Annotated in this window: 3 protein-coding genes; 1 reads left to right on the top strand and 2 read right to left on the bottom strand. The window is 75.3% G+C overall.

Annotated elements, in window-relative coordinates; all coding sequences use genetic code 11:
• Both ACSNOD_RS29845 and ACSNOD_RS29840 read right to left on the bottom strand, forming a co-directional pair.
• Window positions 1-270, bottom strand: a 270-nt coding sequence (locus tag ACSNOD_RS29845) for an MBL fold metallo-hydrolase (protein ID WP_436770204.1), incomplete at its 3' end; no start/stop codon positions are given.
• Window positions 271-459: 189 nt separating this feature from the next.
• Window positions 460-1,824, bottom strand: coding sequence for a dipeptidase (locus tag ACSNOD_RS29840; RefSeq protein ID WP_436770203.1), 1,365 nt, complete (start codon window positions 1,822-1,824; stop codon window positions 460-462).
• 174 nt (window positions 1,825-1,998) lie between these two features.
• On the opposite strand from ACSNOD_RS29840, the gene ACSNOD_RS29835 reads away from it, so the two are divergent.
• A complete protein-coding gene (locus tag ACSNOD_RS29835; protein WP_436770202.1) occupies window positions 1,999-3,231 on the top strand; it encodes a geranylgeranyl reductase family protein in 1,233 nt (410 codons plus the stop codon).
• Window positions 3,232-3,296: the final 65 nt, after the last annotated feature.

The raw sequence follows: 3,296 nt of genomic DNA, 5'->3' as shown, positions 1-3,296 counted from the left end.
GTCGGCGTGGTGGGCGAGCACTCGCGCCCCGCCCCAGGCGGCCACCTCGCCGGCCCCGCCGATGTGGTCGTCGTGGAAGTGGGTGAGCACGATCTGCCGGATGTCCCGCGGGCTCAGGCCGAGCCCGCGCACGGCGTCCGCGATGGCGGGCCCGGAGCCGACCGGTCCCGCGTCGATGAGCGTCAGTTGGTCGTCGTCCCGCCACAGATAGGCCTGGCCGACCGGGAAGCGGAACATGTGCAGCCGCGGCAGGACCTCGATGATCTCCATGCGTCGAACGTACGGCCGCCCGCGGGCCCTTGGGACGATTCTTCGCCGTGGGCGTAGCGCCCGCCCTTCGCCCTGAGCGAAGTCCGGGCGGGGCCCAGGGCGGGGCCCGAACCGGATGGTCCGAACCCCGCTGACGAAGGGGCCGCACGACGGACCGTACGCAGGCCGGCCGAAAAGCCCGACGGCGCGTCAGACCGCCCGCGATGCCGCGTAGTTGCGCAGGAACAGCGCCTCCGCCAGCGAGAGCCGCTCCAGCTCCTCGGGCGAGACGCTCTCGTTGACCGCGTGGATCTGCGCCTCCGGCTCGCTCAGCCCGATCAGCAGGATCTCCGCCTTGGGGTAGAGCCCGGCGAGCGTGTTGCACAGCGGGATGGTGCCGCCCATGCCGGCGGTCTGCATCTCCTGGCCGGGGTACGCCACGCGCATCGCCTCGGCCATCGCGGTGTACGCCGGGCTGCCGGTGTCCGCGCGGAACGGCTGCCCCTGCCCGATCTGCTCGACCTCGACCCGCGCGCCCCACGGCACGTGCCGGCGCAGGTGCGCCATCAGCAGCTCCGTCGCGGCCGCCGCGTCCGTGCCCGGCGGCACCCGCAGGCTGATCAGCGCCCGCGCGGAGGCGTGCACGGACGGCGTGGCACCGATCACCGGCGGGCAGTCGATGCCCAGGACGGTCACGGCGGGCCGCGCCCACACCCGGTCGGCGACGGTGCCCGAGCCGATCAGCTCCACCCCGTCGAGCACCTTGGCGTCCCGGCGGAAGTCCTCCTCGGGGTACTGCAGCCCCTCCCAGGAGGCGTCCGCCGCCAGCCCGTCGACCGTCGTCGAACCGTCCTCGGCGCGCAGCGAGTCCAGGACGCGCACCAGGGCGGCCAGCGCGTCCGGCGCGGCGCCGCCGAACTGGCCGGAGTGCAGATTGCCCTCCAGCGTGTCCACCCGCACCCGCACCAGCGTCATGCCGCGGAGCGTCGCCGTGACGGTCGGCAGCCCGACGCGGAAGTTGCCGGCGTCACCGATGACGACGGCGTCCGCGGCGAGCAGCTCCGGGTGCTCCTCGGCGTAGCGCTCCAGGCCGCCGGTGCCCTGCTCCTCCGACCCCTCGGCCACGATCTTCACCGTCACCGGAATCCCGCCGTGCGCCCGCAGGGCGCGCAGCGCGGTGAGGTGCATGATCAGGCCGCCCTTGCAGTCGGCGGCGCCCCGCCCGTACCAGCGGCCGTCGCGCTCGGTCAGCTCGAACGGCGGCGACACCCACGCGGCCTCGTCGAGCGGCGGCTGCACGTCGTAGTGGGCGTAGAGCAGCACGGTCGGCGCCCCCGCCGGGCCCGGCAGCACGCCGTACACCGACTGCGTGCCGTCGGGGGTGTCCAGCAGGGCGACGTCCTCGAACCCCTCCGCGCGCAGCGCCTCGGCCACCCAGTTCGCCGCCGCCGCGCACTCGCTCGGGGGGTACTGCGCCGGGTCCGCCACCGACCGGAAGGCGACCAGCTCCGCCAGCTCCGTGCGGGCGCGGGGCAGCAGCGAGGCGACGGTCTCCGCGAGCGGAGTCGGGGACATGGGCACGCTCCTCGTGAGTGCGACGTTGGAGTACGCGCAGGCGTACGGACGTATGTGCTGCCGATCCTCCCACAGCGGGCCTCGTCACCGGCGCGCCATAGGATGCGGACGGTAGCCGGAGCCACCCCCGGGCACTCTGCCCTGGGGAGCAGGTCGAGCGGAGCGGAAACACAGGTGAGCAGCGAAAACGCGGTCCCGGGTGGGGAGCAGGGCAGCGAGTCGGGGCCGGGCGGGCCCGTGTGGGACGTGGTGGTGGTCGGGGCCGGCCCGGCGGGCGCCTCGGCGGCGCACGCGGCGGCCTCGGCCGGCCGGGCCGTCCTGCTGCTGGAGAAGGCGGAGCTGCCGCGCTACAAGACGTGCGGCGGCGGCATCATCGGCCCCTCGCGCGACGCGCTGCCCCCCGGCTTCGAACTCCCGCTGCGCGACCGGGTGCACGCGGTGACCTTCTCGCTCAACGGGCGGCTCACCCGCACCCGCCGGGCGAAGCGGATGCTCTTCGGGCTGGTCGACCGCGCCGAGTTCGACGCCGCCCTGGTCGAGTCGGCGCGCGCCGCGGGCGCGGTGGTGCGCACCGGCGCCACGGTCTCCCGGGTGGAGCAGCACGGCCCGGACGTGCCCGACCGGCGCACGGTCGCCGTGGTGCTCTCCGACGGCGAGATCGTGCTCGCCCGCTCGGTGGTCGGCGCGGACGGCAGCGCCAGCCGGATAGGCGCGCACGTGGGCGTCAAGCTCGACCAGGTGGACCTCGGGCTGGAGGCGGAGATCCCGGTGCCGCCCACGGTCGCGGAGGACTGGGCGGGCCGGGTGCTCCTCGACTGGGGGCCGACGCCGGGCAGTTACGGCTGGGTCTTCCCCAAGGGCGACACGCTGACCGTCGGTGTGATCTCGGCGCGCGGCGACGGGGCGGGCACCAAGCGCTATCTGGAGGACTTCATCGCCCGGCTGGGGCTGGCCGGCTTCGAGCCGGCGATCTCCTCGGGGCATCTGACCCGGTGCCGCGCCGACGACTCGCCGCTCTCCCGCGGCCGGGTGCTGGTCTGCGGCGACGCGGCGGGGCTGCTGGAGCCGTGGACCCGCGAGGGCATCTCGTTCGCGCTCCGCTCGGGCCGCCTGGCGGGGGAGTGGGCCGTACGGATCGCGGAGGCGCGCGACGGCGTCGACGCGCGGCGCCAGGCGCTCAACTACGCCTTCGCGGTCAAGGCGGGGCTGGGGGTGGAGATGGGCGTGGGCCGGCGGATGCTCGCGGTCTTCGAGCGCCGCCCGGGTCTGATGCACGCCGCGGTCACGGGGTTCCGCCCGGCGTGGCGGGCGTTCGCGAAGGTCACGCGAGGCTCGACGAGCCTCGCGGAGATCGTCCGCACGCACCCGACGGCCCGCCGCGTCCTGACGACGATGGACCGCGCCTGACGTTGCCTCCGGGCGGAAGTGGTGCGGCCTTTCGGTGCGCTGGTGCTCGCTGCTGGCCGCGCCGG

The sequence above is a fragment of the Streptomyces sp. URMC 123 genome (genome assembly GCF_051386515.1).
Taxonomy (GTDB): Bacteria; Actinomycetota; Actinomycetes; order Streptomycetales; family Streptomycetaceae; genus Streptomyces.
Note: the sequence above shows the minus strand (reverse complement) of the source record. Positions and strands in the feature narration are given on the sequence as shown.